This window comes from Amycolatopsis mediterranei (assembly GCF_026017845.1).
GTDB lineage: Bacteria > Actinomycetota > Actinomycetes > Mycobacteriales > Pseudonocardiaceae > Amycolatopsis > Amycolatopsis mediterranei.
This window is the reverse complement of sequence record NZ_CP100416.1, coordinates 2385306-2402305: the sequence shown is the minus strand read 5'-3', so window position 1 is coordinate 2402305 and position 17000 is coordinate 2385306. Positions and strand designations below refer to the sequence as shown.

Here is a 17000-nt window from a genome sequence, read left to right as displayed (position 1 = left end):
AACCTCATCCGAGGTTCAATACATAAGCTCTACTGGCTTAGTTCACTAGCACACTGTTGAGTTCTCAAGCAACACACTTCGGACCGCCGCGCCGCGAAGCGCCTTGGTCTTCGGCTTTTGTTTCAAGCTTTGTTCCAGGGATACCACCCTGGTTCGGGACCACCCACTCTACCACGATCGTGGGAGCTTGGTTCGTGTTCCCTGCGGCCACCCGGTTTCCCTGGCGACTTGGAGAACTTTACATGCCCCCGAAACCCCCTCGCACAGGGGGGGTCGCTTTTATCGCGCCAGGCCGCTGGCCTGCACCGATACCGCCGTCAGGCCGGGTGCCGCTCTCCGTGGGTCGCGACGACCGTCAGCACGACGAGCGCGGCCGCGAGCCCGGCGGTGACGTGGATCGGCGCCGGCGTGAACGACGCCGCCACGACGAGCACCGCGGTCACCGGAAACCCGATGGCGATCGGGCGGCACTCGTTGGTCGGGCCGATGTGCAGCAGCCACACGCTCAGCAGGAAGACCGCGACCGGAACCGTGGTCGCCAGCGCCGCGGCCACACCGCCCACGCCGTGCAGGACATGGGTGTCGTACCCGACCGCCACCTCGAGCCCGGCTCCGACCGCCGCCGCGGAGGCGAAGATCAGGTAGTGGCCGTACCCCCAGCTCATCGCCGTGAACATGCCCGGACGGCGGACGAGCCGCGCGTGGCCCGGCCGGTCGAAGTACAGCCACCACATGGAGAACACCAGGACGAGCGCGGCGACGGCCAGGGAGATCAGCGCGCCGAGGTGGCCGGCTTCGGCGGTGCCCTCCTTGAGCGCGTTGGTCGCGCTCAAGATCGTCTCGCCGAGCACGATCAGGGTGAACAGGCCGTACCGCTCGGCGATGTGGTGCGGGTGCCACGTCGTGCGCGCGCTGCGCTCGGCGATCACCGGCACCGCGAGTTCGCAGAGCACGATGGCCGCGAACGTCACGGTCGCCGTCGATTCGGGCAAGAACAGCCGGATGCCCCAGAGCACCTGGCAGAGCGCGATCCCGGCGGCGAACCGGAGGGCGGCGGGCCTGGCCTCCGGCGCGGCGCCGGCCGCGCGCAGCCACTGCCCGACCAGCGCCAGCCGCATCAGGACGTACCCGGCGACGATCACGCGGAAGTCGCCTTCGAACGCGCTGGACACCCCGGCCGCGATGGTCAGTCCGCCGGCGATCTGCACGAGCGTCGCCAGCCGGTACGGGACGTCGTCGGTGTCGAACGCCGAGGCGAACCAGCTGAAGTTCAGCCAGCCCCACCAGATCGCGAAGAACACCATCGCGAACGACGAAACGCCGTGCGCGGCGTGCCCCTCGGCCAGCGCGTGGTGCAGCGCGGCCGCGGCCTGCCCGACGGCGACCACGAAACACAGGTCGAAGAGCAGTTCCAGCGGTGTCGCGACGCGGTGGTCTTCCCCGCGGTCGCGGGAGCGCATCGGCCGGTACCAGACCCGGATCCGCGACGGCTGCTCGGTCATCGGGGCTCCCCGCGTCGGCCTCGGACGGACGCGATCATCCCAGCACGATCGGGGCGGCACCGGTGAGCACGACACGGGGTGAAGAAGACGGGCGGGCCCGGTTCCCCCTCACCCGGGCCCGCCCGCCACCGTCACGCGCCGGCCGGTACCGATGGGCAGCCCTTCCGCGAGTGCCGGACGGTCCCCCGCGGACGCCGACACCCACTGGACGGAAGGTGACCGAGTGTGTCCATTCCCTCGAACTCCGGACGCCTCGATCGCTCAAGCCGGTCACCCCATCCCCGGGTGGCCGACTGATTGCCACTGTCGGTAGCCGAAGCCGCGCAGTGAAGGCTCCATAAGATCTACCCGGTTGCTCTCCGTAGCACCAGTGTCTTTCCGCGCTCGTCACTCGGATGGAGCATCGCAAATCTGCGGAAAGTAGTTTCTCAACCGCGGTGAACGTCCGCGGCCGAAGCCTCCGCCTGCCGGGCTTCCCGCTCCTGTTCGGAAGCGCGGTGCCGTCGTGCGCGGAGCTCGGCGAGCGCCAAGGCGAGCGCGCCGCAGGTCAGGACGGCCGCGCAGCTGAGCGCGACGGTGAGCGCCACGGAATAGCCGTGGCCGAGGACCATGCCGAAGACCGACGCGAGCACGGCGGTGCCGATCGCCGTGCCGATCCGCTGCCCGGTCTGGAGTGCGCCGCCGGCGACCCCGGCCATCCGCACCGGCACGCACTCCAGCGTCAACGTCGTGTTCGGGGAGATCACCATCCCGCCGCCCACGCCCGCGAACACCAGCGGCAACGCGAAGGCCCATCCGGACGCCGACGGCGGGACCAGCTCGGCCAGCAGCGCGACGGCCAGCAGCCCGGCGGCGACCATGCCCAGCCCGGTGACGGTCAGCCGCCGGCCGAACCGGGGCACGAGCCGGCCGGCGACGGCGGCCGACACCGCCGAACCGAGCGCGAACGGCGTCACCGACAGGCCCGACTGCAGCGGCGAGTAGCCGAGGCCCTGCTGGAAGTAGATCGCGAAGACCAGCCAGATCCCGGCGAACCCGCAGAAGTAGAGGGCGCCGACCGCCGCGCCGGCGGCGTAGCCCGGGGTACCGGTGAACAGGCGGGTGTCGAGCAGCGGCGACCGGCCGCGCCGGACCACCGAGTGCTCCCAGCGCACGAACGCGACGCCGAAGACGAGCGCGACGAGGAACAGCCACCACAGCCGCCGGAGGCCGCCCTGGTCGGAATCGATGACCGGCAGCAGCACGCCGAGGACGGCGACCGCGAGCAGCACGATGCCGACGAAGTCGATCTCGGAGGAGATCTTGAGCTGCTTCTTTTCGCTGCGCGGCAGCAGCCGCAGCGCGAGGACGAACGCGAGCACGCCGATCGGGACGTTGACGTAGAACACCCAGCGCCAGCCGTCCTGCGCTCCGAAGACGGCGATGATGAAGCCGCCGAGGATCGGGCCGACCGCCGTCGAAATCCCGACGACCGCCCCGAACATGCCGAACGCGCGGCCGCGCTCGGCGCCGCGGAAGAGGTCCTGGATCAGACCGGTGTTCTGCGGGGTGAGCATGCCGGCGGCCACGCCCTGGGCCAGGCGGGCGAGCACCAGCGTGGTTTCGTTCGGGGCCGCGCCGGCCAGTGCGCTGGTGAGGACGAAGGCGGCGAGGGCGCCGAGGAACATGTTCCGGCGGCCGAACGCGTCCCCGAGGCGGCCGCCGGTGACCAGGACCAGGCCGAACGCGAGGGCGTAGCCGGAGACGACCCAGCGGATCCCGCCGCTGCTCGCGTGCAGGCCGGACTGCATCGAGGGGAGGGCGACGTTGACGATGCTGACATCGAGCAGGCCCATGAACCCCGCCGTGAGCGAGACGGCAAGCGCTTTCCAGCGACGGGGATCGGGTTCGTACGTCATCGAGGGCAGACCTCACGCAGGTTCACGGGCCGGGGATACCCCACCCAGCAAACACGAAAGGCGGGATCCGCGCGCGTTGTGCGCACGGATCCCGAAGCCTCACGTAGAGGCGGTGATGCCCCGGATGCCCTTGAGCTCGCCGATCAGCATGGAGCTGACCTTGACCGGGTAGTCGTACAGCGCGAAGACCGTCTGGTTCTTGCCCACCAGCTTGAGGTGCACCGGGGTCTCGCCCTTGTGGGCCAGCAGCGTGGACCGCAGCTCGCTCACCACCGCCTGGTCGATCTTCTCCGCCGCCGCGAGCAGCACCAGCGGCGGCTCGTCGTCGCCGTTGCCGGTGCCGACCTCGGACAGGTCGAGCGTGGCCAGGCCGCCGCCGAAGATCGACATCTTGTCTTCGCGCCAGTTGACCCGGCCCTTGACCAGGACCGCGTTGTCCTCGATCAGCTCACCGGCGAACAGCGCGTACGACTTCGGGAAGAACAGCACCTCGAGCGAGGCGTCCATGTCCTCGACCGTGCAGATCGCCCAGGGCTCGCCCTTCTTGTTGACCCGCCGCTCGAGCGAGGTGATCAGCCCGGAGATCACCAGCTCGCCTTCCTTCGGCGGATCGTTGAGGATGCTCGCGATCGGCTTCGGGGCGTGTTTGCGCAGGATCCGCTCGGCGCCGTCCAGCGGGTGCGCCGAGACGTACAGGCCGAGCATCTCGCGCTCGTAGGCGAGCAGCTGCTTGCGCGGGTACTCCTCCTCGCCGAACTTCAGGTGCGCGAGCGGGGACGACGAGGGCGCCGCCTCCCCCTCGTCGCCGCCGAAGCCGAACAGGTCGAACTGGCCCATCGCCTCCTGGCGCTTGAGCGGGACGACGGCTTCGACCGCGTCCTCGTGGACCTGGATCATCGACAGCCGCGTGTGGCCGAGTGAGTCGAACCCGCCCGCCTTGATCAGCGACTCGATGACCCGCTTGTTGCAGGCCACGAGCTCGGACTTGTCGAGGAAGTCGGTGAAGGAGGCGTACTTGCCCTTCTCCTCGCGGGTCTTGATGATCGACTCGACGACGTTCGCGCCGACGTTGCGGACCGCGCCGAGGCCGAAGCGGATGTCGTCCCCGACGGCCGCGAAGCGCAGGGCCGATTCGTTGACGTCCGGCGGCAGCACCTTGATGCCGAGCCGGCGGCACTCGGACAGGTAGACCGCCGACTTGTCCTTGTTGTCGCCGACCGACGTGAGCAGGGCGGCCATGTACTCGGCCCGGAAGTTCGCCTTGAGGTAGGCGGTCCAGTACGAGATCAGGCCGTACGCGGCCGCGTGGCTCTTGTTGAACGCGTACCCGGCGAACGGGAGGATCGTGTCCCAGAGCGCCTTGATCGCCTCGGGCGAGAAGCCGCCGGGCCGCAGGTCACTGGCCCGCATGCCGGCCTCGAAGCCCTCGTATTCCTTGTCGAGGACTTCCTTCTTCTTCTTGCCCATCGCGCGGCGGAGCACGTCCGCGCGCCCCATCGTGTACCCGGCCACCTTCTGGCCGATGTGCATGATCTGCTCTTGGTACACGATCAGGCCGTAGGTGTCGGCCAGGATCTCCCGCAGCGGCTCGTCGAGCTCCGGGTGGATCGGCTTGACCTTCTGCCGGTTGTTCTTGCGGTCGGCGTAGTCGTTGTGCGCGTTCATGCCCATCGGGCCGGGGCGGTACAGCGCGCCGACCGCGACGATGTCGTCGAACACCGTGGGCTCCATGCGCCGCAGCAGGTCGCGCATGGGGCCGCCGTCCAGCTGGAACACGCCGAGCGTGTCACCGCGGGCGAGCAGCTTGTACGTCTCGGGGTCGTCGACGCCGAGGGTGTCGAGGTCGACGTCGACCCCGCGGTTGGCCTTGATGTTGTCGATCGCGTCACCGATGACGGTGAGGTTGCGCAGGCCGAGGAAGTCCATCTTCAGCAGGCCGATGGCCTCGCACGACGGGTAGTCCCAGCCGGTGATGATCGAGCCGTCGTCCCGCTGCCACAGCGGGATCGCGTCGGTCAGCGGGTCGCAGGACATGATGACCGCGCAGGCGTGCACGCCGGCGTTGCGGATCAGGCCCTCAAGGCCGCGGGCGGTCTCGAAGATCGTCTTGCACTCGTCGTCGGTCTCGACGAGCGCGCGGACCTCGGCGGCCTCGCCGTAGCGCTCGTGCTTGTTGTCGACGATGCCCGAGAGCGGGATGTCCTTCGCCATGATCGGCGGCGGCAGCGCCTTGGAGATCTTGTCCGCGATCGCGTAGCCCGGCTGGCCGAAGTGCACCCGGGCGGAGTCCTTGATCGCCGCCTTCGTCTTGATCGTGCCGAAGGTGATGACCTGGGCGACCTTGTCCGAGCCGTACTTGTCGGTCGCGTACCGGATCATCTCGCCACGACGGCGGTCGTCGAAGTCGATGTCGATGTCGGGCATCGAGACGCGCTCGGGGTTCAGGAACCGCTCGAACAGCAGCTTCTGCGGGATCGGATCCAGGTTCGTGATACCCAGGACGTACGCGACCAGCGAACCGGCGGCCGAACCACGGCCCGGGCCGACCCGGATGCCGACCTTGCGGGCGTAGCTGATGAGGTCGGCGACGATCAGGAAGTAGGCCGGGAAGCCCTTCCCGATGATGACGTCGAGCTCGATCTCGATGCGCTCGTTGTAGTACTCGTCCGGCACGCCGTCCGGGAAGCGCCACTTGAGCCCGCGCTGGACCTCTTCGCGCAGCCAGCCGCCCTGGTCGTACCCCTCCGGCACCTCGAAGAACGGCAGCCGGTCCTTGTGCGAGTAGACGTCTTCGTAGGACTCGACGCGCTCGGCGATCATCAGCGTCGTGTCGGCCGCGCCGGGGACCTCCTTGTCCCAGTACTCGCGCATCTCGGCGGCGGACTTGAGGTAGTAGCCGTCGCCGTCGAACTTGAACCGAGTCGGGTCGTTGAGGGTCTTGCCGGCCTGGACGCACAGCAGCGCCGAGTGCGTGTCCGCCTGGTCCTTGGTGACGTAGTGCGAGTCGTTGGTGGCGATCGGCTTGAGGTCGAGCAGGCGGCCGACCTCCAGCAGGCCCTCGCGGACCGACCGCTCGATCGGCAGGCCGTGGTCCATCAGCTCGAGGAAGAAGTTGTCGGCGCCGAAGATGTCCTTGTAGTCGGACGCGGCCTGGATCGCAGCTTCCTTCTGGCCCAGCCGCAGCCGGGTCTGCACCTCGCCGGACGGGCAGCCGGTGGTCGCGATGATCCCGGAGTGGTTCTCGGCGATCAGCTCGCGGTCCATCCGGGGCTTGCGGTAGTAGCCCTGCATGCTGGCCAGCGAGGACAGCTTGAAGAGGTTCCGCAGCCCGGTGGCGTTCTGCGCGAGCATCGTCATGTGGGTGTACGCGCCCGCGCCCGAGACGTCGCCGCCCTCGCCCAGCTCGTCGGAGCCGCGCTGGTTCGACTGGCCCCAGAAGACCGGCTTCTTGTGGAACCGCGACTCCGGCGCGATGTACGCCTCGATCCCGATGATCGGCTTGAGGCCGTGCTTCTTCGACTGCTGGTAGAACTCGTCGCCGCCGTACATGTTGCCGTGGTCGGTCATGCCGACCGCGGGCATGCCGAGGCGCGCCGCCTCCGCGAAGAGGGGAGCGATCTTCGCCGCACCGTCGAGCATCGAGTACTCGGTGTGGACGTGCAGGTGGACGAAAGAATCGTTCGACACCAGCGAAAACCTCCCCTAGGTGGATCGGACCGGCGCGCCCGGGTCTCCCACCCTATCCCGCGCTCACCGGGCTCGATTGTGCCCCTCGGCGGGGCCGGACGAGAGCACCGACGCGCTGCTCCTTCGGCGGAAACGATCACGACACGCGCCGCTGCCGGGCGGTCACGCGCGGCGTCCTTCCGACGCCGGACCCGCCGTCCGCGAACCGGCGCCAGGGGTCGTGAGCTGGGCCACACGCGCCGGAGTTCGCGTTGACAGCGGCGGCGGCGGGACCGAGCATTCCGGCCATGAACCTGTCTGACAGCCAGACAGCCGGACAAGGTGGTCCTCGCCGGGTGAGTGCCATGGAAGCCGTGCTGGCCCACCTGCGCGCCTCGATCGAGCGCGGCGAGTACGCCGTCGGCGGGAAGCTCCCCTCCGAAGCCGCCCTGAGCAGGGAGTTCGAGGTGAGCCGGTCGGTGATCCGGGAGGCCCTGCGCGGCCTCCAGGCGCTCGGCATGACGGAGTCGAAGACCGGCAAGGGCACCTTCGTCACCGCCACCGGCCCGGCCGACAACCCCACCTTCGGGCCCTACTCGGCCCGCGACCTCATCGAGGTGCGCCGGCACGTCGAGATCCCCGTCGCCGGGTACGCGGCCGTGCGGCGCAGCCAGGACGACCTGGACCTGCTCGCCCACCTGCTCGACCGGATGGACGCCGAGACCGACAACACCGCCTGGGTCGCCCTCGACTCGCTCTTCCACATCACCATCGCCCAGGCCTCGGGCAACCCGGTGTTCGGGAAGGTGATCGAGGAGATCCGGGACGCGCTCGCCCGCCAGTCCGCCTTCCTCAACCAGCTCGGCGACCGGCGCCGCCAGTCGAACACCGAGCACCGGGAGATCGTCACCGCGATCGCGGACGGCTCGGAGACCGGCGCCGTCGAAGCCATGACGGCGCACCTGCAGCACGTCGAAGCCACTCTGACCAGCATCGTGAACGGGGACCAGTGACCGAACAGACCCTCCCGGCCACGGCCGCCAAGACCACCGACGCGGGCGACGCCGGCTACCACAAGGCCCTGAAGTCCCGGCACGTCAACATGATCGCCATCGGCGGGGCGATCGGCACCGGCCTCTTCCTCGGCGCGGGCGGCCGGCTCGCCCAGGCCGGGCCGGCCCTGGCGATCGTCTACGGCGTCTGCGGGCTCTTCGCCTTCTTCGTCGTCCGCGCGCTCGGCGAGCTGATCCTCTACCGGCCCTCCAGCGGCGCCTTCGTCTCCTACGCCCGCGAGTTCATGGGCGAGAAGGGCGCGTACGTCGCTGGCTGGATGCACTTCCTGAACTGGTCGACCACCGGGATCGCCGACATCACGGCGATCGCGCTGTACGCGCACTTCTGGTCGTTCTTCTCGCCGATCCCGCAGTGGGTGCTCGCGCTGATCGCGCTCGCCGTCGTCCTGACGCTGAACACGGTGTCGGTGAAGCTGTTCGGCGAGATGGAGTTCTGGTTCGCCATCATCAAGGTCGCCGCGCTCGTGCTGTTCATGGTCATCGGCATCTTCCTGCTGGTGACGCAGACGCCGATCGACGGCGTCGCGGGCGGCCCGCAGCTGATCGCCGACCACGGCGGGATCTTCCCGTCCGGGCTGCTGCCGATGGTGCTGATCGTGCAGGGCGTGGTGTTCGCCTACGCGTCGGTCGAGCTGGTCGGCGTCGCCGCGGGCGAGACCGAGAACCCGGAGAAGATCATGCCGAAGGCGATCAACTCCATCATGTGGCGCATCCTGGTCTTCTACGTCGGCTCGGTCGTGCTGCTGGCGATGCTGCTGCCGTGGAGCTCCTACACCAAGGACCAGAGCCCGTTCGTCACCGTGCTCTCGCACCTGGGCGTGCCGGCGGCGGACAGCGTGATGAACCTGGTCGTGCTCACCGCGGCGCTGTCCAGCCTGAACTCCGGCCTGTATTCGACCGGCCGCATCCTGCGGTCGATGGCGGTGGCGGGCTCGGCACCGAAGTTCACCGGCGTGATGAACCGCAACCACGTGCCCTACGGCGGGATCCTGCTCACCGCGGCCGTCTGCGTGTTCGGCGTCGGGCTCAACTACCTGGTGCCGAAGGAGGCCTTCGACATCGTGCTGAACTTCGCCGCGATCGGCATCCTCGCCACCTGGGCCATCATCGTGCTCTGCCACCTGCTGTTCGTGCGCCGGGCGAAGCGCGACGGCCTCGAGCGGCCGTCGTTCCGGCTGCCGTTCTCGCCCTGCACCGAAATCGCGACGCTGGTGTTCCTCGCCTCCGTCGTCGTCCTGATGGGCTTCGACCAGACCGGCCGGATCACCCTGCTGGCGCTGCCCGCGATCGCCGTGGCCCTGGTCGTGGGCTGGTTCGCCGTGCGCAAGCGGATCGACATGCGGGCGTTCGACGAGGCGGGCCTGTGAGCCACGAACCCCTCGTCGAGCTGATCCGCGACGGGCTGGTCGAGGGCGTCCACCACGGCTCGGCCGTGGTGCTCGCCCCGGACGGCTCGACGCGGTTCGCCGCCGGGGACGTCGACACCCCGATGTACCCGCGGTCGACGGCGAAGCCGCTGCAGGCCACCGCGATGGCGCGGCTCGGCCTGCGCCTGTCCCCCGCCGGGTTCGCGATCGCCGCGGCCAGCCACTCCGGCGAGCCGATGCACCTCGACGCCGCGCTAGAGGTGCTCGACGGACGCTCCCCCGACCTGCTGGGCAATCCCGCGGACTTCCCGTTCGACCCGGTCGAGCGGGACCGCTGGATCGCCGACGGCCGGCCACCGGCGCGGCTCGCGCACAACTGCTCCGGCAAGCACGCGGCGATGCTCGCGACCTGCGAGCTGAACGGCTGGAGCCTCGACGGCTACCTCGACCCGGCCCACCCGCTGCAGCGCGCGATCGCGGCCGCTTTCGAGGACCTGACCGGCCGGGGCATCGCGCGGGTCGCGGTCGACGGCTGTGGCGCGCCGCTCTTCGCGACGACCCTGCGGGGGCTCGCGACGGCCGTGGCGAAGATCGCCACGGCCGCGCCCGGCACGCCGGAGGGCCTGGTCGCCGACGGGATCCGGCGGCACCCGGAGCTGGTCGGCGGCAGCCGCCGGGACGTCACCGCCGTCATGCGCGCGGTGCCCGGGCTGATCGCCAAGGACGGGTTCGAAGCCGTCCAGGTCGCCGCGCTGCCGGACGGCACCGCGATCGCGGTCAAGATCGCCGACGGCGGCGACCGGGCGCGGTACCCCGTGCTGGCCGCGCTGCTCGGGCTGTGCGGGGTGGCCGTCCCGCCCGGCCCGGAAAACCTCCGTTCCACCCTTTCCGTGGGGAGCACCGCATGACCACCCGCCGCGAACACGACCTGCTGGGCGACAAGGACGTCCCCGCCGACGCGTACTGGGGCGTGCACACCGCCCGCGCCCGCGAAAACTTCCCGATCACCGGCACGACGATCGCCGCCTACCCACACCTGGTCGAGGCGCTGGCCTCGGTGAAGGAAGCGGCCGCGCGCGCCAACGCCGAACTGGGCCTGCTCTCCCCCGACATCGCGGACGCGATCACCGCGGCCTGCCGGGAAATCCGCGAGGGCGCGTTGCACGGCGAGTTCGTCGTCGATGTCATCCAGGGCGGCGCCGGGACGTCGACCAACATGAACGCCAACGAGGTGATCGCGAACCGCGCGCTCGAACTGCTCGGGCACGCCAAGGGCGACTACCACGTCGTGCACCCCAACGAGCACGTCAACCTCTCGCAGTCGACGAACGACGCGTACCCGACCGCGGTGAACGTCGCGACGATCATCGCCGTGCGCCAGCTGTCCGAAGCGATGATCGTGCTGGAGAAGGCGTTCGCGGCCAAGGCCGTCGAGTTCCACGACGTGCTGAAGATGGGCCGCACGCAGCTGCAGGACGCCGTGCCGATGACGCTCGGCCAGGAGTTCGGCACCTACGCGGTGATGCTCGGCGAGGACCAGCAGCGGCTGGGCGAGGCCGTCGCGCTGCTGCACGAGATCAACCTCGGCGCAACCGCGATCGGCACCGGCCTCAACGCCGCGCCGGGCTATGCCGAAGCCGCCTGCCGGCACTTGCGCGAGATCACCGGGCTGCCGGTCGTCACCGCCGCGGATCTGGTGGAGGCCACCCAGGACTGCGGCGCGTTCGTGCACCTTTCCGGCGTCCTCAAGCGGATCGCGGTCAAGCTGTCCAAGAGCTGCAACGACCTGAGGCTGCTGTCTTCGGGCCCGCGCGCGGGGCTGAACGAGATCAACCTGCCGCCGGTGCAGGCCGGGTCGTCGATCATGCCCGGCAAGATCAACCCGGTGATCCCGGAGGTGGTCAACCAGGTCGCGTTCGAGGTGATCGGCAACGACGTCACCGTGACGATGGCCGCCGAAGCGGGGCAGCTGCAGCTCAACGCGTTCGAGCCGATCATCCTGCACTCGCTTTCGGAGAGCATCACGCACCTCGGCGCGGCCTGCCGGACGCTGGCCACGAAATGCGTTTCCGGGATCACCGCGAACGTGGACGTCATGCGCGCCTACGTCGAGAACTCGATCGGCCTGGTGACGGCGCTCAACCCGAGCATCGGCTACGCGGCCGCGACGGAGATCGCGAAGGAGGCCTTGGAAACCGGGCGCGGGGTCGCCGAGCTCGTCGTCGAAAAGGGCCTGATCCCGGCCGAAGAGCTGGCGAGGCTGCTGCGGCCGGAAACCCTCGCGCGCGCGACCTGAGGTACGGTCGGATCCGGATGGATCTACTCCACTTCGGAAGGCGGCCGCCCGTGCTGGACCGACTTGTCGACAAGCTGCTCGGCCTCCCCCGCACCGAGGGCCCCAAGCCGGTCGTGACACGCGATCTCGCCGTGCCGATGCCCGACGGCGTCACGCTGCTCGCCGACCGGTACGCCCCGGCCGGGACGACGTCGGCGCCGGTCGTGCTGATCCGCACGCCGTACGGGCGCAAGGGCCTGGCCTCGAAGCTCTTCGGCGAAACCTTCGCCCGGCACGGGCTGCAGACGGTCGTCCAGAGCACCCGCGGCTCGTTCGGTTCCGGCGGCGAGTTCCGGCCCTTCCACCTCGAGCGCGAAGACGGGCTCGCCACCGCCGAATGGCTGCGGGCCCAGCCGTGGTGCGACGGGAACCTCGGCATGGCCGGCGCCAGCTACCTCGGGCACACGCAGTGGGCGGTCGGGCCGTACCTCGACCCGCCCCTGGCGGCGATGTGCCTCGGGGTGACGGCGTCGGAGTTCGTCTCGACGTTCTACCCCGGCGGCGTGCTCGCGGCGGACAACATGGTCTCGTGGTCGGCGATGATCGGCCGCCAGGAGGAGCGCTTCGCCGCGCTGCCGAACCCGCTGCAGACGCGCAAGACCCGCCGGGCGATGGCGCACCTGCCGATCAGCGGCGCCGACGTCGCCGCGATCGGGAAGCCGGTGCGGTTCCTCCAGGACGTCACCGAGCACGCCGTGCCCGGCGACGAGTTCTGGGCGATGTCCGACCACAGCGCCGAAGTGGTGCGGCTCGACGTCCCGGTGTCGATGGTCACCGGCTGGTACGACCTGTTCATCGGCTCGCAGCTGCGCGACTTCCGGCTCCTCGCCGACGCGGGCAAGGCCCCGCGGCTCACGGTCGGGCCGTGGGCGCACGGCGAGCCCGCGAGCATGGGCCCGATGATCCGCGACCAGCTCGGCTTCCTGCGCGCGCACCTGCTCGGCGACCGGACCCAGTTGCAGCGGGCGCCGGTCCGGCTGTTCCTGCAGGGCGCCGGGACGTGGCTGGACTTCGAGTCCTGGCCGCCGCCGTCGAAGGCGACCGAGGCGCACCTGCGGCCGATCGGCGGGCTCGGCGAGGTCGCGACCGACCCGGCGCTGCCGACGCCGTTCACCTACGACCCGGCCGATCCGACGCCGGCGGTCGGCGGTCCGCTGCTGACGGGCGAGTGGAAGCAGCGCGACAACCAGGAAGTCGAAGCCCGGCCGGACGTGCTGGTGTTCACCGGCGAGCCGCTGCCGTCGGACCTCGACGTCATCGGCGAGGTGTCGGCGACCGTGCACGTGCGCACCGAGCTGGGACACGCCGACGTCTACGTCCGGCTGTGCGACGTCGACACCGGCGGCATTTCCCGCAACGTGACCGACGGGATCCTGCGGCTGCGCCCGGGCTTCCCGTCGGCCGACGCCGACGGGGTGGTGACGGCGGAGGTGACGCTCGACCCGACGGCGTACCGCTTCCGCCGCGGCCACCGCCTGCGCGTCCAGGTGGCGGGCGGCGCGTTCCCGCGGTTCGCGCGCAACCACGGCACGGGCGAGCCGGCCACGTCGGCGGTGACCGGGAAGCCGAACCGCTTCGAGGTGTTCCACGACGCGGCCCGGCCGTCCCGGATCACGCTGCCGGTGTTCAGCAGCTGACCACGCGGTGGTGGCTGGTCACCCGGCCGTCGTCGTGGAGGACGTGCAGCAGCAGGGCCGGCGGGCGGTCGTACTCCAGCGGGCCGCCGTCGGTCCAGCCGTGGTCCCCGCCCGGCTCCACCGGGAGCAGGGAGCCCGAGACCACGCCGGGGGCGATGCGCAGCGGGACGCCGGCGAACGTCGTCGAGGCGCCCGTGTGCACGTGCCCGGCCAGCAGCGCCACCACTCTCGGGTGTCGTTCCAGCACCGCAGCCAGCCGCTCCGCGCCGGTCTGACGGATCGCGTCCACCAGCGGGACGCCGACCTCCACCGGCGGGTGGTGGAACGCGACGAACGCCGGGCCGTCGCCGCCGGAGAGGACGCCGTCGAGCCACGCCAGGGTCTCGTCGGCGAGGAAACCCGCGCCGCGGCCCGGGATCGTCGAGTCGCACAGCGCGAACAGCGCGCCGCCGATCTCCTGCGCGAGGTCGATCGGGCCGTCGGACGCGGGCAGGTCGAGCAGCCCGGTGCGAAACGCCGCGCGCACGTCGTGGTTGCCCGGGCACAGCAGCACCGGCGCCGGGTGCTTCAGCAGCTCGGCGGCGCGCGCGTACTCCTCGGCCGTGCCGTGGTCGGCGATGTCGCCGGTGACGACGACGGCGTCGACCGGCTGCGCCAGCCCGCCGAGGTAGCCCAGCACCGCCGCGACGCGGTCTTCCGCCCGCTGACCGCCGTCGAGGTGCAGGTCGCTCAGGTGCGCGATGATCATCTTTCGTCCTTCCCCAGGTACGCCAGTGCCTTGACCCAGTTGGCGACGAGTACCGAGCACGCGGCCGTCAGATCGCCCTCACGCAGGGCCGCGGCGATGCGGCGGTGTTCCTCGATGCTCTCCCCGGCGTGGCCGCGGCGGGCGAAGTACGCCGACTCATAGCGCTTGAGCAGCGGCTTGGTCTGCTCGATCAGCCGCAGCAGGTGCGGGTTCGGGCAGCGCGACAGCAGCAGCGCGTGCCACCGGTCGTCCAATGCGGACAGTGCGCTGCCGTCCGCGAGGGCCATTTCGCCGGCGACCGCGTCGAGCGCGTCCGGCAGCCCGGCCAGCTCGACCGGCGACGTCCAGCGCAGCGCGAGGGCTTCGAGCTCGGCCACCAGCGGGTAGAGCCGGCGCGCCTCGTCCGGGTCGAACGGCGGCACCAGGAACCCCCGGCCGGGCGCGGAGACCAGCAGGCCGCGGTCGGCGAGCCCGATCAGCGCCTCCCGCAGCGGCGTCCGGCTGACGCCGAGCTCGCGCGCCAGGTGCACCTCGTTGACGCGGGCCCCGGCCGCGAGCCGCCGGTCCAGCACGCGGGCGGTGATCTGCTCAATGAGGTCGCTGCGCAACGGGGTGCGGGCCATGCCGGGCAGTATTGCATACAATAGCTATCTACTGTATTCAGTTCGTATGAGCTTCGACGTCGAACGCGCGCGCCGCGAGACCCCCGGCTGCGCCGAGGTGGTCCACTTCAACAACGCGGGCGCGGCGCTGCCCCCGGCCGTCGTGACCGACACCGTCGTCGAGTACCTGCGCCACGAAGCGCTGGTCGGCGGGTACGAAGCCGCCGCCGGAGCCGCGGATCGCCTGGACGCGGTGTACGCGTCGGTGGCCCGGCTGCTCGGCGCCGGCACCGACGACGTCGCGCTCACCGACAACGCGACCCGCTCCTGGCAGGCGGTGTTCTACGCGCTGCCGTTCGGCCCCGGCGACCGGATCCTGACCTCGCAGGCGGAGTACGCCAGCAACGCGATCGCGTTCCTGCAGGTCGCCCGGCGCACCGGCGCGGTCGTCGAGGTGATCGGCGACGACGAGTCCGGGCAGCTGGACGTCGAAGAGCTGCGCCGGCGCGTCGACGGCGACGTCAAGCTGATCGCCGTCAGCCACGTGCCCACCCAGGGCGGCCTGGTCAACCCGGCCGAGGAGATCGGCGCGGTCGCCGAGGCGGCCGGGATCCCGTTCCTGCTGGACGCGTGCCAGTCGGCGGGCCAGCTCGACCTCGACGTCACGCGCCTGAAGTGCGACGCGCTTTCGGGAACGGGCCGCAAGTACCTGCGCGGCCCGCGCGGCACCGGGTTCCTCTACGTGCACCCGCGGCTGCGCGAGCGGCTGGAGCCGGCGATGCTCGACTTGCACTCGGCGAGCTGGCAGTCGCCGACGGAGTACGTCGTCGACCCGACCGCCAAGCGCTTCGAGGTGTGGGAACGCGACTTCGCCGCGGTGTGCGGCCTCGGCGCGGCCATCGACTACGCGCTCGAATGGGGTTTGCCGGCCATCGAAGAACGTGTCGCTTCACTGGCTGCGACACTGCGTGACCGGCTTGCGGACGCCGGTGCCCGCGTCCACGACGCCGGCGCGCGGAAGTGCGGCCTGGTCACCTTCAGCCTCGACGGCACCCCGGCCGCGGAAATCAAGGCGCGGCTGGCGAAGGCGAACATCAACACGTCGGTGTCGGCGCGGACGTCGGCCCAGTTCGACTTCACCGCCCGGGACCTGCCGGACCTGGTCCGGGCGTCGGTGCACTACTACAACACCGAAGACGAGATCGACCTGCTGATCCGGACGCTCTAGAAGGCGTTCACCCCGGTGAGTTCCGCGGACACGGTCCACAGCCGTTCGGCGAGCGCCGGGTCGATCGCGTAGTCCTTGACGCCGGTGCGGGTGCCGTCGGCGGGCGCGGGCTCGGCGATGTCGCAGTCCTCGAGGTAGACGCCGCCGAGGCCGTCGAGCTGCGGGGACGTTGCGGCCCACACCTGCGTCGCGGCGCCCTGCTCCGGCGTCTTCGCCCCGCCGGTGACCTGACCGGACTCGTCGACCATGCCCGCGTCGACGAGCTCCTGCCGGTCCAGGTGGCGCACGAGGTCGGTGAGGATCCGGCCCGGGTGCAGGGCGAACGCGCGGACGCCCTGCTCGCGCGCCAGCTTGTCGAGGTGCACCGCGAACAGCACGTTCGCCGTTTTCGCCTGGCCGTAGGCGAGCCACTTGTCGTAGCCCCGCTCGAAGTCCAGGTCGTCGAAGCACACCGGGCCGTAGTGGTGGCCGCGCGAGGACACCGAAACCACGCGGGCCCCGGGCCGGAACGCGGCCCAGAGCCGGTTCACCAGCGCGAAGTGCCCGAGGTGGTTGGTCGCGAACTGCGCCTCCCAGCCCGGCCCGACGCGGGTCTCGGGCAGCGCCATGATCCCGGCGCTGCCGATGAAGAGGTCGATTCCGCGGCCCGACGCGGCGAACCGCTCGGCGAACGTGCGGACGCTCTCGAGGTCGGCGAGGTCGAGTTCGCCGAGCTCGACGTTTTCGAAGCCACGCAAGGCTTCTTCGGCCGTGGCGCGACGCCGGGCCGGGACGACGACGTGCGCGCCGGCGGCCGCCAGCGCCCGCGTGGTCTCCAGGCCGATGCCGGAGTAGCCGCCGGTGACGATGGCGAGCTTGCCGGTCAGGTCGATTCCCGCCACGACCTCGGCCGCGGTGGTCCCGGCTCCGAAACCCGAGCCGATCTTGTGCTGTGCAGTGGTCAT

12 protein-coding genes are annotated in these 17000 nt (G+C 70.7%); 6 read left to right on the top strand and 6 right to left on the bottom strand.

Features of this window, described 5'->3' with window-relative positions:
• Nucleotides 1-317 precede the first annotated feature (317 nt).
• The 3 genes from ISP_RS11490 to dnaE form a co-directional block, all read right to left on the bottom strand.
• The gene (locus ISP_RS11490) at nucleotides 318-1502 is read right to left on the bottom strand and encodes a low temperature requirement protein A (protein WP_013224039.1); all 1185 of its coding nucleotides are present in this window, start codon (nucleotides 1500-1502) and stop codon (nucleotides 318-320) included.
• A gap of 428 nt (nucleotides 1503-1930) precedes the next feature.
• Nucleotides 1931-3400 (bottom strand): MFS transporter, encoded by a 1470-nt coding sequence (locus ISP_RS11485; RefSeq protein WP_013224038.1) that lies wholly within the window; start codon nucleotides 3398-3400, stop codon nucleotides 1931-1933.
• Nucleotides 3401-3499: 99 nt separating this feature from the next.
• Entirely contained in the window at nucleotides 3500-7087 is a 3588-nt protein-coding gene (gene dnaE, locus ISP_RS11480) for a DNA polymerase III subunit alpha (protein WP_013224037.1), read from the bottom strand.
• A 344-nt stretch (nucleotides 7088-7431) separates the two neighbouring features.
• Between dnaE and ISP_RS11475 the strand changes: the two genes are divergently transcribed.
• Genes ISP_RS11475 through ISP_RS11455 form a run of 5 tightly spaced genes read left to right on the top strand, consistent with a single transcriptional unit; the run spans nucleotide 7432 to nucleotide 13478 of the window.
• Nucleotides 7432-8079, top strand: coding sequence for a FadR/GntR family transcriptional regulator (locus tag ISP_RS11475; protein ID WP_013224036.1), 648 nt, complete (start codon nucleotides 7432-7434; stop codon nucleotides 8077-8079).
• Nucleotides 8076-9506, top strand: a complete 1431-nt coding sequence (locus ISP_RS11470; RefSeq protein ID WP_013224035.1) for an amino acid permease — start codon at nucleotides 8076-8078, stop codon at nucleotides 9504-9506. The genes ISP_RS11475 and ISP_RS11470 overlap by 4 nt, the downstream gene beginning before the upstream one ends.
• Nucleotides 9503-10414, top strand: a complete 912-nt coding sequence (locus tag ISP_RS11465; protein WP_013224034.1) for an asparaginase — start codon at nucleotides 9503-9505, stop codon at nucleotides 10412-10414. Before ISP_RS11470 ends, ISP_RS11465 begins: the two co-directional genes overlap by 4 nt.
• Nucleotides 10411-11802: an aspartate ammonia-lyase gene (aspA, locus tag ISP_RS11460; protein WP_013224033.1), complete on the top strand. Its 1392-nt coding sequence runs from the start codon at nucleotides 10411-10413 to the stop codon at nucleotides 11800-11802. Before ISP_RS11465 ends, aspA begins: the two co-directional genes overlap by 4 nt.
• Before the next feature lie 50 nt (nucleotides 11803-11852).
• Complete coding sequence (locus ISP_RS11455; protein ID WP_013224032.1) at nucleotides 11853-13478, top strand: CocE/NonD family hydrolase; 1626 nt, start codon at nucleotides 11853-11855, stop codon at nucleotides 13476-13478.
• Here the strand turns inward: ISP_RS11455 and ISP_RS11450 are convergent.
• A complete protein-coding gene (locus tag ISP_RS11450) occupies nucleotides 13468-14226 on the bottom strand; it encodes a metallophosphoesterase (RefSeq protein WP_013224031.1) in 759 nt (252 codons plus the stop codon). The genes ISP_RS11455 and ISP_RS11450 overlap by 11 nt on opposite strands.
• Entirely contained in the window at nucleotides 14223-14849 is a 627-nt protein-coding gene (locus ISP_RS11445) for a GntR family transcriptional regulator (RefSeq protein WP_013224030.1), read from the bottom strand. The genes ISP_RS11450 and ISP_RS11445 overlap by 4 nt, the downstream gene beginning before the upstream one ends.
• A 46-nt stretch (nucleotides 14850-14895) precedes the next feature.
• Here ISP_RS11445 and ISP_RS11440 point away from each other — a divergent pair, with 46 nt between their 5' ends.
• Complete coding sequence (locus tag ISP_RS11440; protein ID WP_013224029.1) at nucleotides 14896-16056, top strand: aminotransferase class V-fold PLP-dependent enzyme; 1161 nt, start codon at nucleotides 14896-14898, stop codon at nucleotides 16054-16056.
• Here ISP_RS11440 and ISP_RS11435 read toward each other — a convergent pair.
• Entirely contained in the window at nucleotides 16053-17000 is a 948-nt protein-coding gene (locus ISP_RS11435; protein WP_013224028.1) for an SDR family NAD(P)-dependent oxidoreductase, read from the bottom strand. The two genes, ISP_RS11440 and ISP_RS11435, sit on opposite strands and share 4 nt — an antisense overlap.